Origin of the sequence: Pseudomonas sp. B21-047, assembly GCF_024748775.1 — a bacterium.
Taxonomy (GTDB): Bacteria; Pseudomonadota; Gammaproteobacteria; order Pseudomonadales; family Pseudomonadaceae; genus Aquipseudomonas; species Aquipseudomonas capeferrum.
Genome location: NZ_CP087169.1, coordinates 5,380,618 through 5,398,138 on the forward strand (window position 1 = coordinate 5,380,618; position 17,521 = coordinate 5,398,138).

Consider the following 17,521-nt stretch of genomic DNA (forward strand, 5'->3'; position numbering starts at 1 on the left):
ACGGGCTGTATACTTGCCAGCTGTCCCAGTCTTCGAGGTACCGCCATGCCAACCGCCATTTCCACTGACGTACTGATCGTCGGCGCCGGGGTCGCAGGCCTCTGGCTCAATGCCCGGTTGCGCCGTCAGGGCTTTTCGACCGTGCTGGTGGAGCGCGCCAGCCTCGGTGGCGAGCAGACCATCAAGTCTCAGGGCATCATCCACGGCGGCACCAAGTACGCCCTGCACGGCGCCCTGACCGGCGCCTCGGAAGCCATCGCCGACATGCCGCGGCGCTGGCGCGAGGCTTTGGCGGGCAATGGCGAACTGCCGCTGGGCAACACCCGCCTGCTGTCCGAGGCACACTACCTGTGGTCCCCCGGCACCCTGGCCGGCAACCTCACCAGTTTCTTCGCCAGCAAGGCCGTGCGCGGCCGGGTCGATCAGGTCAAGGGCGAGCAACTGCCGCCGGCCCTGCAGGACCGCGCCTTCAAGGGCAAGGTCTATCGCCTGGCGGAACTGGTCATCGACGTGCCCAGCCTGCTGGCCAACCTGGCCGAACTGGCCGGCGACAGCCTGCTCGCCGGCGAGCGCATCGAACCCCTGCGTGACGGCGATGAGCTGGTGGGTTTGCGCGTGGACGACCGTGAAATCCGCGCGCAGCGTATCGTGCTCAGCGCCGGCGCCGGCACCGAAGACCTGTTGCATGCGCTAGGCCTGAGCCAGCCGGCCATGCAGCGCCGCCCCTTGCACATGGTCATGGCCAAGGGGCCGAACCTCAAGCCGCTGTATGCGCACTGCCTGGGCGGCGGGCCCAAGCCACGGGTCACCATTACCACCCACCCGGCGGCCGATGGCCAGTGGGTCTGGTACCTCGGCGGCGACCTGGCCGAGGCCGATGGCGTGGCCCGCGAGCCGGCCGCGCAGATTGCCGCGGCGCAAAAGGAAATCGCCAACCTGCTGCCCTGGGTCGACCAAGGTCAGGTCCGCTGGGCAACCCTGCGCGTGGATCGCGCCGAGCCCGCGCAGTCGGGCCTGGTGCGCCCGGACAACGCCTTTATCGCCGACCAGCAACGCCTGCTGGTGGGCTGGCCGACCAAGCTGGCGCTGGCACCGGACTTCAGCGACCGGGTAATCGCCATGTTTGAACGCGACGGCATCCGCCCAGGCGCCCAGCCCGACCTCAGTGGCCTGCCGCGCCCTGCGCTGGGCGTGCCTGCCTGGGAGCGACTGCTGCCATGAGCCTGCCGACCCTGCACGACTTCCATCGCCCCCTGGGCAGTACCGGCCTCAAGGTCTCGCCCCTGGGCCTGGGCACGGTCAAGCTTGGCCGCGACCAAGGCGTGAAATACCCCACCGGCTTCACCATCCCCGATGATGACGAAGCCCGCATGCTGCTGGCCCAGGCCCGCGAACTAGGCATCAACCTGATCGACACCGCGCCGGCCTATGGCCGCAGTGAAGAGCGCCTTGGCCCGCTGCTGCGCGGCCAGCGTGATGCGTGGGTGATCGTCAGCAAGGTGGGTGAAGAGTTCGACAACGGCAGCTCGCACTTCGACTTCAGCGCCGCCCACACCCGCCGCTCTGTGGAGCGCAGCCTGCGCCGCCTGGAAACCGACCACATCGAGCTGGTGCTGGTGCATTCCGACGGCAATGACCTGGCGATCCTCGAGCAGCAGGAGGTCTACCAGACACTTGCGGCCCTTAAGCAAGAAGGCAAGATCCTTGGCTTCGGGCTGTCGGGCAAGACCGTCGCAGGTGGCCTCAAGGCCTTGGAACAGGGCGACTGCGCCATGGTCACCTATAACCTGAACGAGCAGGCAGAACGCCCGGTGCTGGACTACGCTGCCGAACACGGCAAGGCGATCCTGGTGAAGAAGGCCCTGGCCAGCGGGCACATCTGCCTGGCACCCGGGGTCGACCCGGTGCAGGCCAGCTTCGAGCTGCTGTTTTCCCACCCGGGCGTCAGCAGTGCTATCGTCGGCACCATCAATCCGTTGCACCTGGCCCATAACGTGGCCACCGTCGCCCGAATTCTGGGCCAGCATTGAGCCGCCCTCGCGGGCGTCCGACAGGAGGAGGGACCTCGTGCCGCGAACGCTGATCCGCAAGAACCCGAGCAACTTCAAGACACTGCCGCTGCATGTCGAGGCCACCGCCGAAGGCCTGGTTTACCAAAGCATCGGCATGCCGCTGAACTTCGCCCAGACCCAACAGCGGCGCCGTGCCATCCAGCTGCCCGACACGCAGCGCTTCGTGGCCGAGCTTGCCAACCTGGGTGTCTCGGTACGCCTGACCCTGCACTGGCAAAACCGTGACTACTGGGTATTGGTGCGTCAGCGGCGCCAGGACCGCGGCGACGTGGTGCTGAAGCTGATTTCTGGCTATGTCCCCGCCCAAGAACTCAACTTGCCACTGCACACCGCCGTGCAGGAAGTGGCCGAAGAATGCCTGCTGGAAACCCCGGAAGGCTGGCTGGGTGGGCGTTTCAATGACACCTGGCTGCCGGCCCCCTACGCCGCCGCTCTGCACTACCGCGAAGCGCTGCCGTTTGTGCTGACGCCGGAGTCTGGTGCCGCACGGCCGGTGCACTGCGCCAACCTGATGCTGCTCGAACGGCCACGGGCCTATGTGCACTTGCCGACCGCCTCGTTGCAGCTCATCTATGACATGCGCCTGCAGGTGCCCAGGGACGCCAAGAAGCTCAGCCTGTTCCATGTCGATGAACGCCTGGAAGGCGACCAGTTGGTGGCCCGGCTCAATCGCAAACGGCCGGACCTGTACCTGATGCCCTTGAAGGACGGGCAACCGTTGGCCGAACTCTACACGCTGAAAAAGGACGAGCTGGTGCCGGCGAGCACACGCGGGCTGTACCTGGCCGAGAGCTTTGCCCGGCAAGAAGGTTGGGTGGTCAGGGATGAGCGGATTCGCTGGCGGGATTGGGTGAAGCAGCAAGGGTTGGTGGAGGCCAAGCCCGGGCGGGCTTCACATCTGCAGCGGTTTGGCGACAAGGCGCGGGCATTGCTGGCCAAGGCGCGGACTTCGTTGCACAAGTAACACTGGGGCCGCAACGCGGCCCCAGTTACATCAGTTTTTGCGGATCTTCTCGACAATGGCCGTGGTCGAGCTGTTCTCGACGAGCCCCAGCACCTTCACGGTGCCGCCATAGGCCTTGACGATGTCGGCACCCACCACCTGGTCGATGCCATAGTCGCCGCCCTTGACCAGCACATCCGGCTTGACCTGGCTCAGCAGGTTTTCCGGCGTACCCTCGGGGAAGCTGATCACCCAATCCACCGCCCCCAGCCCTGCCAGCACCGCCATGCGGCGGTCGACGCTGTTGATCGGGCGGCCCGGGCCTTTGAGGCGGCTGACCGACGCATCGTCGTTGACCGCGACGATCAGCCGGTCGCCCTGGGCACGCGCCTGCTCCAGGTAGGTGACATGGCCGGCATGCAGAATGTCGAAGCAGCCGTTGGTGAAGACGATCTTCTCGTTGTGCGCACGCGCATCATCGATCGCCAGCAGCAACTGCTCGAGGCCCAGCACCCCGCGCTCGGAGCCCTCTTCGCGCTGGATCGCCCGGCGCAGCTCAGGGGCGCTGATGGCGGCGGTACCCAGCTTGCCGACCACGATACCCGCCGCCAGATTGGCCAGGGCCACCGCGTGCGGCAGATCTTCACCGGCCGCGATGGCTGCCGCGAGGGTGGAGATCACCGTGTCGCCGGCACCGGTGACATCGAACACTTCGCGGGCGCGGGCCGGCAGGTGCAGTGCGGGGTGGCCCGTACGCAACAGGGTCATGCCGTGCTCGCCACGGGTCACCAGCAAGGCGCCAAGGTCCAGGTCCAACAGCAACTGCAGGCCTTTGGCGACCAGCTCTGCCTCATCGGCGCAACGGCCAACGATGGTTTCGAACTCGCTGAGGTTCGGGGTGATCAGGCTGGCGCCGCGGTAAATGGAGAAATCCTTGCCCTTGGGGTCGGCCAATACCGGAATACCCTTGGCGCGTGCAGCCTGGATCAGGCTCTGGTGGTTCTTCAGCGCGCCTTTGCCATAGTCGGACAACACCAGCACCTTGACGCCATCGAGCAGGCTGTCGACCTCCGAACCCAGAGAGAGCGGGTCGGTGGCGAACGGTTCTTCGAAATCGATACGCAACAGCTGCTGGTGGCGGCTCATGACCCGCAGCTTGACGATGGTCGGCTGGTGCGCGATGCGCTGGAACACCGAACGCACGCCCGCAGCTTGCAGGCTGTTGGCCAGGCTGTCGGCCGCCTCGTCCTGGCCGGTAACACCGATCAGCGACGCCGGCGCACCCAGGGCGGCGATGTTCAAGGCAACGTTGGCCGCGCCGCCGGGGCGATCCTCGATCTGATCGACCTTGACCACCGGGACTGGCGCTTCAGGCGAGATACGCGAAGTACCGCCATGCCAGTAGCGGTCGAGCATGACATCGCCGACCACCAGTACCGGGGCTTGATCGAAACGCGGCATGGACAACTTCATGGGCAACCCATATGAAAATAATGAACAGGGGCAGGATATTAGCACAGGGCAAGCGACGGCTTTACGGCCAGATCGGGCCCTTGAAAATTCCGGTGACAATCGGGGCCGGCACGGCCCCGATCAAAGAGGTTCAGGTGATATCGGCCTTGGCCGGCTCATCCAGGCCCATGGCATACAGGCGGGCATAATGGCCATTAGCCTGAAGCAGCTCGGCATGGGTGCCACGCTCGACCAGGCGGCCCTGGTCCATGACCAGGATCATGTCGGCCTTTTCGATGGTCGACAGGCGGTGGGCGATCACCAACGTGGTACGGCCCTCCATCACATGGTCCAGTGCCGCCTGGATGTGCCGCTCGGACTCGGTATCCAGCGCCGAAGTCGCCTCGTCGAGAATCAACAACGGCGCGTCCTTGAGCAGCGCCCGAGCAATGGCCAGGCGTTGGCGCTGGCCGCCGGAGAGCAGCACGCCGTTCTCGCCGACCTCGGTGTCGAAGCCCTTCGGCAGCTTGTCGACGAACTCCTTGGCGTAGGCATCTGCAGCCGCAGCCTCGATGTGTTCACGCGGCGCACCGGCCAGGTCACCGTAGGCAATGTTGTTGGCGACGGTGTCGTTGAACAAGGTGACGTGCTGGGTAACCTGGGAAACATGGCGACGCAAGTTGCGCAGGCGATAGTTTTCGATCTCCACGCCATCGAGCAGAATCTGCCCCTTGTCGTGGTGATAGAAGCGTGGAATCAATGCCGCCAGGGTCGACTTGCCACTGCCAGAGCGGCCCACCAGGGCGATCATCTGCCCCGGCTCGGCGACGAAGCTGATGTCGCTCAACACCTCACGGTCGGTGCCTGGGTAGGTGAAGCTGAGATCACGCACTTCCAGACGGCCTTCGACCTTTGCCTTCTCGATGGTGCCGCTGTCCACTTCAGGCTCTTCGTCGAGCTGCTCGAAGATGCTTTCTGCGCCTGCCAGGCCTTTCTGGATGGTCGAACTGACTTCGGAAAGCTGGCGAATCGGTTTCGGCAACAAGCCCGCTGCGGTGATGTAGGCCACCAGGTCACCGGCGGTGGAGTCACCACGGAGGTACAGCACTAGGAACATCAAGGCGGCCATGGCGCTGTAGATCACCAGCTGCAGCATCGGCGTGTACAGCGAGCCGGTCTTGGTCATGCGCAGCTGCTTGTCGGTGTTGCTCTGGCTGGCGCGGCCAAAGCGCTGCTGTTCGTAGGCCTCGCCACCAAAGCTGCGCACCACGCGATAACCCTGGATGGTCTCGGAGGCGACGTGGGTGACATCCCCCATGGCCACCTGGATTTTCTTGCTCTGCTTGCGGAATTTCTTGCTGGCGACGCTGACCATCACCGCGATCACCGGCAGGATGGCAACCATGACCAGGGTCAGGTGCCAGTTCATCCACAGCAGGTAGGCAAACAGGAAGACAACCGTCAGGCCCTCGCGGATCACCACCTTGATCGCATCGGTCGCGGCACCGGTGACCATGGTCACGTTGAAGGTGATGCGCGAGATCAGATGGCCCGAGTTGTGGTTGTCGAAGTAGCGGTTGGGCAGCACCAGCAATTTGTTGAACAACTCGACCCGCAGGTCATGCACCAGGCACAACGAAACCTTGGCCAGGAAGTAGTTGCCCAGGAACGAGCCCAACCCCTGCCAGGCCGCGATCAGGATGATCAGCAGTGGCACCGCCTGCAGCAACTGCAGGTCGCGCAGGTAGGGCACGGTAGGGAACAACACCGCTTGCGGATTGCTCAGGCCATCGACGAAATACTTGAGAATGCCGGCCAGCATTGGCTGGGTCGAGGCGAAGATCACGAAACCGACGATGCTCAACAGGAAAATGCCGGCATAGGGTTTCACGTAGCTCAACAGCCGGAAGTAGATCTTCAGGCTGGAGGTGTGCTCCGCGGTTCGCGGTGTTTCGGCCATCATCGAGCTCGCTGTTCAGGTTGAACCGGAAATTTTACCACAGGCTTCATTTTCGGCACGCCCCCAGGGCAACAACATGGCCAGGCCGACCGGCAACCAGCTGATGAACCACTCCGCACGCGGCGTACCGGTCAGGCTGGCGGCATCGAACTGCATGGCCAGGGTCGAGTAGACCCAGAAGCACAAGAGTACCTTGCCGAACAGTGTGGCCCGGGCCCGGACGATTTCACCGAGGGTGTACAGCCACACGGTCACCCACAGCAGCATGCCGGGCAGGCCCATTTCCACCGCAACGTGGGTGAACATGTTGTGGGTATGGTCGAAGTGCTTGCCGACTGCGCTCACATCGTACCCAGCGCCCAGGCCCAGGCCTGTCCAAGGATGGGCGGCAATCATGTCCACCACCGCATGGAAAATCTCCGGCCGGTAGGACGAGCCGCGCTTGGCGATCAGGTCGTACATCACATAGAACGCAGCGCCCGTGGCGATGACCGCCAGGATCGAGAACACCCGGCTGTGACGATCACGGAACCACAGCGGCGCCATCACCACCGTGATCACCAGGGCCAGGATCGCCCCGCGGCTCTGGCTGAGCACTGCAAACGCGCCCAGGCAGGCCAGCGCCGCCAGCCACAGCAACTGCATGCCACGCTTTTGCGGCGGCTCGTACAACAGGAACAGCGCGGCGGCCCCGACCACATAGGCACCCAGGATGGGGTGTGAAATTTCACCGATACCTGCCAGCCGGGCCAGCAGCGATTTGCCCTGCAACCCGTAGAAGTTGATGATCGACACCAGCGCGGCGAAGGCCAAAAGGCCACTCCCCAGCAGCAACAACTGGCGGATCCGGGCCAGCCCCAGCTGGGCCAGCAACGGGAACGCCATCAGGAAGACCAGAATGTAGATCAGGCGCTTGATTTCACGCCCCGGCTCTTCGGCCGGCGACCAGGCCAGGCTCAACCCGCTCCAGGCCAGTAGCAACAAGATACTGCCCCACAATGCCGGCTGACGCCGCCAGGCCTGGGCAAACACCTGCCGGGCAGACCACGCCAGCACGAGCGTCGGTAACCACAAAAACAACACCAGCCCTTGCTGGTAGATCTTGTTGCTGGGCGCCAATGCAATCGCCGCCAGGAACCAGACCAGACCCAAACCTAACCAGGCCCGAGCCCAGCGTTTTTCATACAACATCCTTTTCCCCCGATGAATCAAAGACACCATCCATGGTGCTACCGCATTATTTTCGGCATTATTGCCGGTCATTTTGCTCGCCAGACGACAAGGCTCTATTCATGCAATGCTCCCGGCTCACCCAGATCGACTTCGATCAGCTGACACTAGGCGCACAGGTGCTAGAGGCAGACAGCCATGGCGCCAAAGTCTACCTGCTCAAGGATGGTAATTTCCTTAAGGTTTTTCGCCGTAAGCGATTGATTTCATCTGCCCTGTTGCGCCCCTACTCGCAGCGCTTCGTCGACAACGCCGCGCGCCTGGCACAATTGGGCATTCCCACCCTCGAGGTGATCAGCCAGCACAAACTCGACTTGCCCGGCAGAACCGCGGTGCTGTATCGCCCGCTGCCCGGGCGGACCCTGCTGCAGATGTCGCGCGACGCCGACTTCAGCTGGGACACCTATCTGCCGCGATTGATCGAACTCATACGCCAATTGCACCGCGCGGGTGTCTACTTCCGCTCACTGCACCTGGGCAATGTCGTGGTCACCCCCGATCAGCGCCTGGGGTTGATTGATGTGGCCGACATGCGGTTCCTGCGCCCGCCATTGTCTGCCCGCATGATTCGTCGCAACGTGCAGCACATGGTGCGCTACATCGAGCGGGAGAACCTGGGTGACCAGTTCCCCCTCGCCGACTTCGAGGCAGCCCTGCTGGCCCGCTGAGGGTCAACCTCGCAGCAGGTTTTGCGAGCCATTCTGGAAGGCTTGCCAGGCCTGCTCCGGCGCCAGTGCCTGGCGTTGTCGGGCGGCCACGGCTGCGGCGTCTGGCAGGCTGCAGCGCGCTATCGCCTCGGCCCAGGCATGCTCATCGGCAATGGGCAGGTAGCCACCGGTGTCCAGCAACTGCTCACGGAACACCAGCAGGTCACTGCACACCACCGGCACGTCGGCCATCACCGCCTCTTGCACCACCAGCCCCAGGCCCTCCGAACGCGAAGGCACCAGTAGCCAGTCAAATGCCCGGTACAGCCGCTGCAGGTCTTCACGATGGCCGCACAGATGGACCTGCCCGGCCAGGCCCAGTTCGTCGATGCGCGCTTGCAGCACGGCATGCAGAGGGCCTTCACCAATGATTGCCATCTGCAGGTCGGGCTTGTCGACAACGGCCTTGGCAAACGCCTCGATCAGCATTTCAAAGCCCTTGCTTTCGACCAGCCGCCCCACCGCACCGAGCACCTGGCCGTTGCCTGGCCGCAACGCCAGTGCCTGCCTGGCCTGCTCGCGGCTCAACAGCGTTTCGACGAAGGCCCGAGGGTCGAGCGCCATGCGCAGGGTCTGTACCGGCCGCCCAAGGTCATGCTCCAGGGCTTCGGCAAGCGTGTGCGAAACCGCTGCGATGCTCAAGCGCTCGGCGGGCAATGCCCGCAACAGGCGGATATCACTCGCCGTCAGGCGCGTCTTGCCGTGGAACAGTACCTTGGCACGCACCTCGGGAATCTGCTGCAGCAGCGGCAGCACCAGCCTTGCAACGCCGACACCGTCGAGCAGCACGATCTCGGCCTGGGCCTCGGCCAGCGCCTTGCGCAGGCGCATGCGCAGCCACGGCCGCAGCAGGCGCCACAGGTGCCGGCCCTTGAGCGCACGCGGCGGCATGTGCCACTCCCGGGTCGAGCCGAGCCCACAGCACAGCCCGCTGCCCAACAGCAGCCAGTTGCTGATCCTGGCATCGGGCCCGGCGTGGGACAGCACCTGTCGGTGAACCTTGTGGATGGACATGTACGGCGAACCGCCTGCCCACATCATATTGACGATGTTCATGGGGTTAGCGCCCCTCTCCCGCTCAAAGTCAGGTGGGACTGCGACTTCATTGAACAAAAATGGTGATACCCATGCCGATCACGGCACCTGCCACCAGCGTCAATGCCAGCTTTATCCGATCACGTTGACGACGTTTGGCCTTGCGCTCCACTTCTATGGGCAAGGTCACGTGATTACCAAATCCTGTGTGCAATACTGCATCACCCTCCAAGGTGACCGCTGTCAGATTTAACTCAGCATAACGACGGGAAAGCGCCTTTTCTCCAGCATAGGCGGCAAATGGTGCACAGCGCTGATAATCGCTCAAACGACGCAGGCCGGGGTTGAGCGAAAACGCTTGCCACTCCGCTTTTTCGGAAAGCAGTGGGTAGCAAGGCACGCCCGCGATCACCTGACGGTCGCCCAGGTGGATGTAAGGGCTGTGCACGGACAGGTCATGGGCATGGCTGCGCAGCCAGACCTGCAGCAGGTTGGGGCTGACCTCCAGGATCGCCCGGGAATCTTCGACAAAGCCCTGCCGGTAGAAATGCCAGTCATCCTCGCAATGGAAGATGTAAGGCGTCTTGACGTGGCTGTAAGCCAGGTCGATCGACGGCAGCTGGCCCAGCTTCGGCCGATTGACGAACACCTTGCAATGCGGTTTCCAGTGTTCTGGCACTGCCCCATGCACGGCATCGTCACCGGAATCTTCGGTGATGAAGACTTCGCGAATGGGCGCGGTGTTGTAGCGATCGAAACTCTCAAGGGTGTCTTTGAGCAGATCGAACCGCCCACAGCTGGTCACGACCAGCGTGACATCACTCTCATTTGAAAAGCGCACCGGACTCCCTCCGCATTGCGACAATCGACTTCCAGCACCCGCTCCGTAGGCACGAAAGTGCTTTATTAAATGCCCAGTTTCAGACGTAGCCGCTGCCAGGCAGACAACGGCGGATGAGGCCTGAGCGCAGGGCGCATGTGGTCGACGATGCTACGTCCAACTTCACCGAAACTGAAACGAGAAACCGCCAGATGGCGGCCATTTTCAGCAATCCGCTGGGCCAGCGCAGGGTCGGCGCGCAAACTGCGCAGCTTTTCCTGGAGGGTCGGGATGCTGTCATAGAACACCACGTTGTGCATGTCCTGCAGGCCCAGGGCGCGGTTTTCTTCCTCGCCCTGGTCGAACGCCAGCAACACACAGCCACAGGCCATGGCCTCGAAGTTCTTGATCATGTACTCGCCCATGCCGACATCGGCACTGACGAAGAAACGAATACGGTTGAGCGTGTTGCAATAGTCCTCGCCCGACTTGGTGCGGGTCACCACCAGGTTCTCGACCCGCCCCAACTCGTCCAGCAGCGCCTTGCGCCCGCTGTAGGCAACGCTGTTGGTGCTGCCGACGAACGCCAGGTCGATATCGCGCTCACGTCCCTGGTCGGTCAGCAGCTGCTCATCGTAGCCCTTGGGCACGAATACCGCGTCAAAGCCTTCCTGGCGCAGGCGCTCGCTGACCATGTAGCCCGAACTGATCACCCGCGCCCACGGCAGTTTGCGGTAATGCGCGCTGAACTTGCCGGTGTACTTGCAGGGGATGTAGTTCTGGTAGGCATCATGTTCGAGGATGACCAGGTTTGGCACCGTCTGGATGAACGCCACTTGGCGGATTTCCTGCTTGAAGCGCAGGAAGAACACGATGCGGTCGTAACGCTCCACCTGCACTTCACGCTTGAAGTAGCGGCGCAGGTTACGCTGGTCTTCACTGGTCAGCCAGCGCAGGTCACATTCGCAGTTGGCCGCGACGCCATCGTACAGGCGGTCGAGGATCGCCCGCTGTTCCTTCTGCACCAGAAATAAGACTTTCATTGCTTTCCTTGGGCGCGCTGCGCCATCGCGGTCAACCATGGGCATTGTTTACAGCTCACGGCGCCAGAACAGTTCATGCCGGCGCACAGCCTTGCGGAAGAATTCGTTTTCGCCATAGGGCGACGGCCTGCGCCCGGCCAGCCAGCGTTGCAACAACCGCCGCAGGCGGCGTTTGAACGGCGCGGGAGGCTGCAGGTCGTGCATCATGCCCAGGGCCATGGCTTTGTCGTGCTGGGTCGGCACGTCCAGCACCAGCGAGCACGGTGCCCACGGCTGCTCGGCACTCAGTTGTGGTGGCAAGGCCACACCGTCGCCGCTGTCACCCATCGGCCAGCGGTCGTTGTCATGCAGGTGGTTGGCGTAGCACAGCAGCGTTTGCGGCTGCCACGCCAGGCCTTGCAGGGCTTCCAGCACGGCCGCCTGGGCACAGACATGATCGGGGTGCGGGTCGAGTTGCGGGTGCGGCATGACCAGCACCTCGGGCTTGGCCATTGCCAACAGCGCACGCAGGTCGGCCAGCAGGTTGTGCCAGGTCGGCGCACCGTCATTGTCGGCCGGCAGCGGGAACGGATTGAACTGGCGGAACGGGCGGATATCAGCCATGTCGGCTTCGCGTGAAGCCGCCGGTACATCTGGCGCGGCCTGCATGGCGGGCAGTTGCAGGCAGAAGTAGCCCAACTGCACGCAGCGCGATTGCGGCACGCCAGCCCAGCGCGGCACGGCAATGCTGTCCCAGGCGCGCAAGCGCCCTTTCAGGCGTGCCGCCTGGGCCTTGCCCAGGCCCATTTTCTGATAGTGCTCGGCTTCGATCTCGCCGGCAGTAAGGGTGACCACCCAGGTTTCGTCAGCCTGGCTGTACAGCCCATAAGCCGCCAGCTCGGCATCATCGGCATGCGGCGCAATCACCATGACGCGGCGGCGCTGCAACTCGACGCTGGGGGTTATCCACAGGCGCGGTTCACCCTGCAGCCGGCAATGGCGACCACGCACACGCAGCGTGCCGGCCTTGAGCGGCAAGGCCATGCCGGTCAGGTTCAGGAAGCGAACCCCGTCGACGCCGCGCTCGAAGGTTTGCCGATCACTCCGCGCATCCGCAGAAAGCTCCACCCGTGGGTCGAGAAAGCGCCCCAGCCAGGTGCTCTTTATCCGCAGTTCCAGGACGAGGGTCTCGTCACCTTGCAGTGTCGCATCGGCCTGCAGCAGCCCACCCTGCAGGCTGGCCGCCGCCGCGCGGGTTAGCTCACCGAAGTTGTAGGCATAATCCTCGCCGGGTGCGTAGAACAAGTGATCGGCGAACCAGGCCTCATGGGCGGCCCAGACCAACGGCAGCAGCAAGAGCGGCAGCCACCACCAGGCCAGTACCCCCAGCGCGATCAGTGCGACCACGCCGGCAAGCAGGCCCAGGCGCTTGTTGCGCCGATGGCGCTTGAGCAATTGCTGCTTGCGGCTCACGCCTGGAACACCGGCACGGGGTTGCACCAGCGATCCTTGTACTCGCGGTCGGCACGGCCGAACGAGAACCGCAGTGGCTTGTTACGTGCGCGGGCGTCTTCCCAGGCTGCCTGGGTGTTGAGGAAGCTCAGCACGCTACCGGGGCTGAATGCCTTGGTCTCGGGGTCGACGCCGCCGTTGACGTACTCGACGCTGACCCACTCGGGCGCTTCGACCCGGTACACCAGCTGAATCGCGATCGGTTTGTCGTCCAGCAGCAGCACCGAACCGATCAGCAGCTCGCGTAAACGCTCAAGCACCTCGGCCAGGCGCTCGGCGCCGGTAGCCGGGAAGCCCCAGCGGCGCTGGAACAGGTCACGGTACATGGCGGCTATCTGGCCGGCGTCGAAGTCACTGATAGGCCGCACCACCCCGCCCGCCTCTTCCAGCAGGCGCAACTCGCGGCGCTGGTTGTAGCGGAACTTCTTCGACAGGTCTTCATGGGCGCGGGCCATGGCCAACTGCTCGGTCTGTGCCTTGAGGCCGGTAAAACGGCCCTGGTTCAGCTCGGACAGGTAACGCGCGGCATGGCGCAGCGGCGCGCTGGCATCGGCGGCGGCCGGCAGGATGATCTCGGCATTGCCCAGGTCGAACAGGCCCTTCTTGCCCGCGCGCTTGAGCACGTCCTTGGACAGCGCCAGGTGGCGCCCCCAAGTCGGAATCGCCGCTTTCAACTCGCCGTCTTGCAGCCAACCCAGGTAGCGCACGGGGATCTGCGCCAGCTCAGCCAACTGCTCGACCACCCGCGGATGGGTGGCAACGCTGCCACCAAACCGCGCCCAGGCCTCGGCATACGCCTTGGCGTCGATAACTTGCCAGCCGCGCTCGCGGAAGGCTTGAATACGATTGAGCATCACGCCTTCGCCACCAAGGCACGCACCTGCGGCAGTTGCCAGAAGGCCTCGCGTACCGCCGAGTCGGAAAAGCGCTGGTGCAGGCGTTGCAGCATGTGCTCGGCGCACGCCTCGCGCTGCTGGTCGTCTAGCGCAGCCATGTGCTTCAGGCCTTGAGCCAGCTGCGCAGCATCGCCCAGCGGGAACAGCACACCCACACCCTCGACCACTTCGCGTGCCCCACCACAGGCCGTGGCCAGCAGTGGTACGCCCGCGACCATGGCTTCGAGCAGGACCATGCCGAACGGCTCATGATCGGAACTCAGGGCAAACACATCGAACGCCTTGAAATAGCGCCGCGCGTCCGGCACCTGGCCGAGGAAATCCACCTGGCCGGCAATGCCGAGCTCGGCCGCCAATGCCTTGAGTTGGGCTTCGAGGCGGCCTTTACCCAGAATCGCCAGGCGCGCGCCTGCGGGAAGCCCGGGCAGCGCTTCGGCAAAACCACGCAACAGCGTGGCCTGGTCCTTGTCTGGGTGCAGGCGCCCGACATTGCCGACGATCCACGCCTGAGGGTCCAGGCCAAGGGCCTGGCGCGCCGCTTCACGCGGCACCAATGCCGCTTGCAGGGCCTGGATGTCGATACGGTTGTACAGGGTCTGGATGCGTTCGGCCGGCCACTGCGGCAGGCAACGGCGCATGTCGTCACGCACCGCATCCGAAACACCCAGCAGGCTCAGGCGCTTGCTGAACAGGTTGGCAAACAGCCGCCGCCCCTTGCGCTGATAGTCGCCAAAGGCATGGTGCACGCCGATTACCGGTAGGCCGGTACCCAGCAATGCCACATAGATCGGCTTGAACCGGTGGGCGATGCAGAAACTGAAATTGCGCTCGGCGGCAATCCGCCGCAAGGCGCGGATGGCGCCGAGCTTCAGGCCACGCACAGCCTTGGAGCTGAACTCCAGGAACAGCACCTCGTCCGACGCGCAGCCCGCCGCAACCTGCGGGTCGGCGGCGCCGGTGAGAAATACCGTGGTGACCTGGTAGCCACGCCCCTGAAACAGGCTGGCGTACTGACGGGCACAGTCCAGGAACGGCCCGTCATAGCCATGGCAGAACTGCAGGATGCGCGGTTCAGAGCGGCTGGTCATACGCGGCCGCGCCGTCCTTCACTACCAGGATGTCTTCCATGATCAGGTACTGCAGGTCCGAGCCAAAGAACATGTTCAAGGCATCGGTCGGCGAGCAGATCATCGGTTCACCACGGCGGTTCAGCGAGGTGTTCAGCGAGACGCCGTTGCCGGTCAGGTTTTCCAGCGCCTTCATCATGTCGTAGTAGCGCGGGTTGTACTCGCGCTTCAGCACCTGGGCACGCGAAGTGCCGTCCTCGTGGACCACTTCCGGCACACGGGTTTTCCACTCTTCAGCCACTTCGAAGGTGAAGGTCATGAAGGGCGCCGGGTGGTCGACCTTGATCATCTGCGGCGCGACGGTGTCGAGCATCGACGGGCAGAAAGGCCTCCAGCGCTCGCGGAACTTGATCTGGTGGTTGATGCGGTCAGCCACGCCTTCGACGCTCGGGCAACCGATGATCGAACGACCGCCCAGGGCGCGCGGGCCGAACTCCATGCGGCCCTGGAACCAGGCCACCGGGTTGCCGTCGACCATGATCTTGGCGATCTGCTCTGGCATGTTGTCGAGCTTGCGCCACTTCGGCTGGTCCGGGTGACGGGCGCAGGCGGCGATCACGTCCTCGTTGGAGTACGACGGGCCGAGGTAGACGTGTTCCATCTTCTCGACCGGCACGCCACGGGCGTGGGAAACATAAGCAGCAGCACCCACCGCAGTACCGGCGTCACCGGATGCGGGCTGGACGAACAGCTCCTTCACATCCGGGCGGGCGATGATCTTCTGGTTGAGCTTGACGTTCAGCGCGCAGCCGCCGGCGAAAGCCAGCTTGCCAGTCTGCTTCAAGGTGTCGCCCAGGTAATGGTCGATCATCTGCAGGGCCAGCTTTTCGAACAGCGCCTGCATGCTGGCTGCGTAGTGGATGTACGGCTCGTCGGCAATGTCGCCTTCGCGCTTGGGGCCCAGCCATTCGATCAGCTTCGGCGAGAAGTAGAAGCCCTTGCCCTTCTCTTTATAGCGGCGCAGGCCGATGACGTTGGCGTATTCGGTGTTGATCACCAGTTCGCCGTTCTCGAAGCTGGCCAGGCGCGAGAAATCATACTTGCTGGCATCGCCGTACGGCGCCATGCCCATGACCTTGAACTCGCCGTCGAGCATCTCGAAACCGAGGAACTCGGTGATCGCGCCATACAGACCGCCCAGGGAGTCCGGGTCGAAGAACTCCTTGATCTTGTGGATCTTGCCGTTTTCGCCGTAGCCGAAGAAGGTGGTGGCGTACTCGCCCTTACCGTCGATGCCGAGGATCGCGGTCTTTTCCTTGAAGCCCGAGCAGTGGTAGGCGCTGGAGGCGTGGGCCAGGTGGTGCTCGACCGGCTCGATCTTGACCTTTTTCGGGTCGAAACCCAATTGCTCCAGGCACCAGACGATCTTCTTGCGGTAGCGCTTGTAGCGGCGGTTGCCCATCAGGATCGCGTCGAGGGCGCGGTCCGGGGCGTACCAGTAACGCTTGGCATAGTGCCAGCGGGCCTTGCCGAACAGGCTGATCGGGGCAAACGGAATGGCTACCACGTCGACGTCCGACGGTTTGATGCCCGCCTGCTCCAGGCAGAACTTCGCCGACTCGTAGGGCATGCGGTTCTTCGCATGCTTGTCACGCACGAAGCGCTCTTCTTCGGCGGCGGCAATCAGCTTGCCGTCAATGTACAGGGCCGCGGAAGGGTCATGGCTAAGGGCGCCGGACAGGCCAAGAATCGTCAATGCCAAGGGATTAGCCTCTTCATTCGGTAGAGATGCGCCAGCGGCCTTGTGGGCGGATGGCGGCTAAAGGGCGGGATTATAACGCAAACAACAAGGACACACCGCCCCTTGTAGGCGCCTGGTTATTCGGCGATCAGCCAGTCCATCCGGTAGCTGCCAGCGGTTTGCGCCAGCTCTTTGGCCAACCACGGCAGCAGCTCGCGGAGCTCTTCTTCCAGCCCCCACGGCGGGTTGGCAATGGCCAGGCCAGAGCCATTGAGCCCCTGCGGGCTGTCCTGGTGGTGCACGTACAACTCGACACGCAACAGCTTGGGCGCGCCGGTGCTGGTCAGGTCCTGATAGAAGCGGGTCAGCGAGCGCTGATCCTTGATCGGGTACCAGATGGCCGCGACCGTCTGGCGCATGCGCCCGATTGCCTCTTTCATCGAGTTGGTGCAGCGCTTGAGCTCATCGGCCTGCTCGAACGGCGGGTCGATCAGCATGATCGCGCGTTTTTCCTGTACCGGCAGCAGGGCACGCGGCACATGCCAGCCCTCGCCCAGGTGCACGAATACGCGCGGGTCCTTCTTCATGTTCTCTTTGAGCAGCGGCCCGTCTTCGGGGTGCTTCTCGTTGAGCAGGGCGCGGTCCTGCTGACGCATCAGGCGGCGGGCGAGCTCTGGCGAGCCTGGGTAGTAACGCAGTTCGCCATCGGCATTGAGCCGCTTGATGATGCGCAGGTAATCGCCAGCCATGGCCGGCAGGTCGTCGCGATTCCACAGCCGGGCAACGCCCTCGAGGTATTCACCGGTGCGGGTCGCCTGGTCGCCCTGCAAGTCATACAGACCAAGGCCTGCGTGGGTGTCGATATAGGCGAACGGCTGCTCCTTGCGCGACATCAGGGCGATGAGGCGGGTCAGCACGATGTGCTTGAGGACGTCGGCGTGGTTGCCGGCGTGGAAGGCGTGACGATAATTCATGGCAACTCCTGCGGGGGTGGCAAGTTTACCTTGCCTTGCAGGCGGAGTCAGGCCTGGCTGTCGATCAGCGGTGCCCGCGAAGCAGGCACC

At 63.8% G+C, this 17,521-nt stretch carries 15 protein-coding genes; 4 read left to right on the plus strand and 11 right to left on the minus strand.

Annotated elements, in window-relative coordinates:
- The first annotated feature begins 45 nt into the window (after positions 1 to 45).
- Genes LOY26_RS24380 through LOY26_RS24390 form a run of 3 tightly spaced genes read left to right on the plus strand, consistent with a single transcriptional unit; the run spans position 46 to position 3,036 of the window.
- The gene (locus tag LOY26_RS24380; RefSeq protein WP_186652790.1) at positions 46 to 1,221 is read left to right on the plus strand and encodes an FAD-binding oxidoreductase; all 1,176 of its coding nucleotides are present in this window, start codon (positions 46 to 48) and stop codon (positions 1,219 to 1,221) included.
- Complete coding sequence (locus tag LOY26_RS24385; RefSeq protein ID WP_033701847.1) at positions 1,218 to 2,030, plus strand: aldo/keto reductase; 813 nt, start codon at positions 1,218 to 1,220, stop codon at positions 2,028 to 2,030. Before LOY26_RS24380 ends, LOY26_RS24385 begins: the two co-directional genes overlap by 4 nt.
- Positions 2,031 to 2,067: 37 nt before the next feature.
- Positions 2,068 to 3,036 (plus strand): hypothetical protein, encoded by a 969-nt coding sequence (locus LOY26_RS24390; protein WP_033701848.1) that lies wholly within the window; start codon positions 2,068 to 2,070, stop codon positions 3,034 to 3,036.
- 30 nt (positions 3,037 to 3,066) lie between these two features.
- Here LOY26_RS24390 and hldE read toward each other — a convergent pair whose 3' ends face one another.
- The 3 genes from hldE to LOY26_RS24405 form a co-directional block, all read right to left on the minus strand.
- Positions 3,067 to 4,488, minus strand: coding sequence for a bifunctional D-glycero-beta-D-manno-heptose-7-phosphate kinase/D-glycero-beta-D-manno-heptose 1-phosphate adenylyltransferase HldE (gene hldE / locus LOY26_RS24395; protein ID WP_156311299.1), 1,422 nt, complete (start codon positions 4,486 to 4,488; stop codon positions 3,067 to 3,069).
- A 130-nt stretch (positions 4,489 to 4,618) separates the two neighbouring features.
- Positions 4,619 to 6,427, minus strand: a complete 1,809-nt coding sequence (gene msbA, locus LOY26_RS24400) for a lipid A export permease/ATP-binding protein MsbA (RefSeq protein ID WP_186652795.1) — start codon at positions 6,425 to 6,427, stop codon at positions 4,619 to 4,621.
- Positions 6,428 to 6,442: 15 nt separating this feature from the next.
- Positions 6,443 to 7,618 carry an O-antigen ligase gene (locus tag LOY26_RS24405; protein WP_033701850.1) on the minus strand — a complete coding sequence of 392 codons (1,176 nt, stop codon included), beginning with the start codon at positions 7,616 to 7,618 and terminating at the stop codon, positions 6,443 to 6,445.
- A gap of 101 nt (positions 7,619 to 7,719) precedes the next feature.
- Between LOY26_RS24405 and LOY26_RS24410 the strand changes: the two genes are divergently transcribed.
- Positions 7,720 to 8,325: a lipopolysaccharide kinase InaA family protein gene (locus tag LOY26_RS24410; protein ID WP_033701851.1), complete on the plus strand. Its 606-nt coding sequence runs from the start codon at positions 7,720 to 7,722 to the stop codon at positions 8,323 to 8,325.
- 3 nt (positions 8,326 to 8,328) lie between these two features.
- Here LOY26_RS24410 and LOY26_RS24415 read toward each other — a convergent pair whose 3' ends face one another.
- The 8 genes from LOY26_RS24415 to LOY26_RS24450 all read right to left on the minus strand — a co-directional run bounded on the left by LOY26_RS24415 (position 8,329) and on the right by LOY26_RS24450 (position 17,431).
- Positions 8,329 to 9,420: a glycosyltransferase gene (locus LOY26_RS24415; protein ID WP_186652796.1), complete on the minus strand. Its 1,092-nt coding sequence runs from the start codon at positions 9,418 to 9,420 to the stop codon at positions 8,329 to 8,331.
- 46 nt (positions 9,421 to 9,466) lie between these two features.
- On the minus strand, positions 9,467 to 10,240 hold the full coding sequence (locus tag LOY26_RS24420) for a glycosyltransferase family 2 protein (protein WP_033701853.1): 774 nt from the start codon (positions 10,238 to 10,240) through the stop codon (positions 9,467 to 9,469).
- A 65-nt stretch (positions 10,241 to 10,305) separates the two neighbouring features.
- Complete coding sequence (locus LOY26_RS24425) at positions 10,306 to 11,262, minus strand: glycosyltransferase (RefSeq protein ID WP_095063881.1); 957 nt, start codon at positions 11,260 to 11,262, stop codon at positions 10,306 to 10,308.
- Positions 11,263 to 11,310: 48 nt separating this feature from the next.
- Entirely contained in the window at positions 11,311 to 12,714 is a 1,404-nt protein-coding gene (locus tag LOY26_RS24430; RefSeq protein ID WP_258714929.1) for a PIG-L deacetylase family protein, read from the minus strand.
- Complete coding sequence (locus LOY26_RS24435) at positions 12,711 to 13,607, minus strand: antimicrobial resistance protein Mig-14 (RefSeq protein WP_186652800.1); 897 nt, start codon at positions 13,605 to 13,607, stop codon at positions 12,711 to 12,713. The genes LOY26_RS24430 and LOY26_RS24435 overlap by 4 nt, the downstream gene beginning before the upstream one ends.
- The gene (locus LOY26_RS24440) at positions 13,607 to 14,737 is read right to left on the minus strand and encodes a glycosyltransferase (RefSeq protein WP_186663510.1); all 1,131 of its coding nucleotides are present in this window, start codon (positions 14,735 to 14,737) and stop codon (positions 13,607 to 13,609) included. The genes LOY26_RS24435 and LOY26_RS24440 overlap by 1 nt, the downstream gene beginning before the upstream one ends.
- Entirely contained in the window at positions 14,721 to 16,478 is a 1,758-nt protein-coding gene (locus LOY26_RS24445) for a carbamoyltransferase (protein ID WP_027592485.1), read from the minus strand. The genes LOY26_RS24440 and LOY26_RS24445 overlap by 17 nt, the downstream gene beginning before the upstream one ends.
- 116 nt (positions 16,479 to 16,594) lie before the next feature.
- Positions 16,595 to 17,431, minus strand: a complete 837-nt coding sequence (locus tag LOY26_RS24450; protein ID WP_186652807.1) for a 23S rRNA (adenine(2030)-N(6))-methyltransferase RlmJ — start codon at positions 17,429 to 17,431, stop codon at positions 16,595 to 16,597.
- Positions 17,432 to 17,521 lie beyond the last annotated feature (90 nt).

Excerpts from the sequence above, each read along its gene's own strand:
- LOY26_RS24440 (WP_186663510.1), bottom strand. The coding sequence starts at position 14,737 with ATGACCAGCCGCTCTGAACCGCGCATCCTGCAGTTCTGCCATGGCTAT.
- LOY26_RS24435 (WP_186652800.1), bottom strand. The coding sequence starts at position 13,607 with ATGCTCAATCGTATTCAAGCCTTCCGCGAGCGCGGCTGGCAAGTTATC.
- LOY26_RS24380 (WP_186652790.1), top strand. The coding sequence starts at position 46 with ATGCCAACCGCCATTTCCACTGACGTACTGATCGTCGGCGCCGGGGTC.
- hldE (WP_156311299.1), bottom strand. The coding sequence starts at position 4,488 with ATGAAGTTGTCCATGCCGCGTTTCGATCAAGCCCCGGTACTGGTGGTC.
- LOY26_RS24425 (WP_095063881.1), bottom strand. The coding sequence starts at position 11,262 with ATGAAAGTCTTATTTCTGGTGCAGAAGGAACAGCGGGCGATCCTCGAC.
- LOY26_RS24410 (WP_033701851.1), top strand. The coding sequence starts at position 7,720 with ATGCAATGCTCCCGGCTCACCCAGATCGACTTCGATCAGCTGACACTA.
- LOY26_RS24450 (WP_186652807.1), bottom strand. The coding sequence starts at position 17,431 with ATGAATTATCGTCACGCCTTCCACGCCGGCAACCACGCCGACGTCCTC.
- msbA (WP_186652795.1), bottom strand. The coding sequence starts at position 6,427 with ATGGCCGAAACACCGCGAACCGCGGAGCACACCTCCAGCCTGAAGATC.
- LOY26_RS24415 (WP_186652796.1), bottom strand. The coding sequence starts at position 9,420 with ATGAACATCGTCAATATGATGTGGGCAGGCGGTTCGCCGTACATGTCC.
- LOY26_RS24385 (WP_033701847.1), top strand. The coding sequence starts at position 1,218 with ATGAGCCTGCCGACCCTGCACGACTTCCATCGCCCCCTGGGCAGTACC.
- LOY26_RS24405 (WP_033701850.1), bottom strand. The coding sequence starts at position 7,618 with ATGTTGTATGAAAAACGCTGGGCTCGGGCCTGGTTAGGTTTGGGTCTG.